The following is a 623-nucleotide window of genomic DNA, read 5'->3' on the forward strand; positions in this document are numbered from 1 at the left end:
TTCCATCGGAACCGAGCACGGGTTGAACTCTCCATCAAAGATCTCAAGGAGGGGGCAGGACTAGAACACATCCCCTCTGGTAAGTTTGATGCCAACAGTGCCTGGCTCTCCCATGCGATCCTTGCCCATAACCTGATGCGTCAGGTGAGCTACCTTGGTGAGATCACTCCAACCGAATCCATGGTCATCGCTCGTAGCTTTCGGAGAAACTTCATCGCTCTGGCGGGACGCCTCGTCAACCGATCGGGGAAGATCACGCTTCGTACTCCAGCTCGTTGGCCATGGGCCAAGAGCTTCATGAGAGCACTGATCACTCTCCGGGCACTTGAACCAATTCCCATCTAGGGAACTACCCCGACTCTCGGCGCGGTCACAAGTACACCCTCCATGCGCCCCACAAACGAAAGACTAAAACCAACCTTTAACCCATCACGTCCCGACTCCGGTCTGAACCGATCCGGAACCATGGGTTGCCTCTACGGCACACAATCACGACCTCAGGGCCACCGCCCCACCCCGGAACCGGGGTGCGTCGGTGGATCCAGGCTCAATCCTTGAGCCGTATACCACTGATCTACAAAGACGTGGTATCAGGTTGAAGACCGATCCTTACTACCGACAGT

1 protein-coding gene is annotated in these 623 nt (G+C 56.0%); it reads left to right on the top strand.

Going from position 1 to position 623, the window contains the following annotated elements; translation table 11 throughout:
• The coding region (locus M7Q83_RS14120) for a transposase (RefSeq protein ID WP_298340284.1) at positions 1-345 on the top strand (345 nt) is incomplete at its 5' end.
• Between the last annotated feature and the right edge of the window lie 278 nt (positions 346-623).

Origin of the sequence: Ferrimicrobium sp. (assembly GCF_027364955.1) — a bacterium.
Classification (GTDB): Bacteria; Actinomycetota; Acidimicrobiia; order Acidimicrobiales; family Acidimicrobiaceae; genus Ferrimicrobium.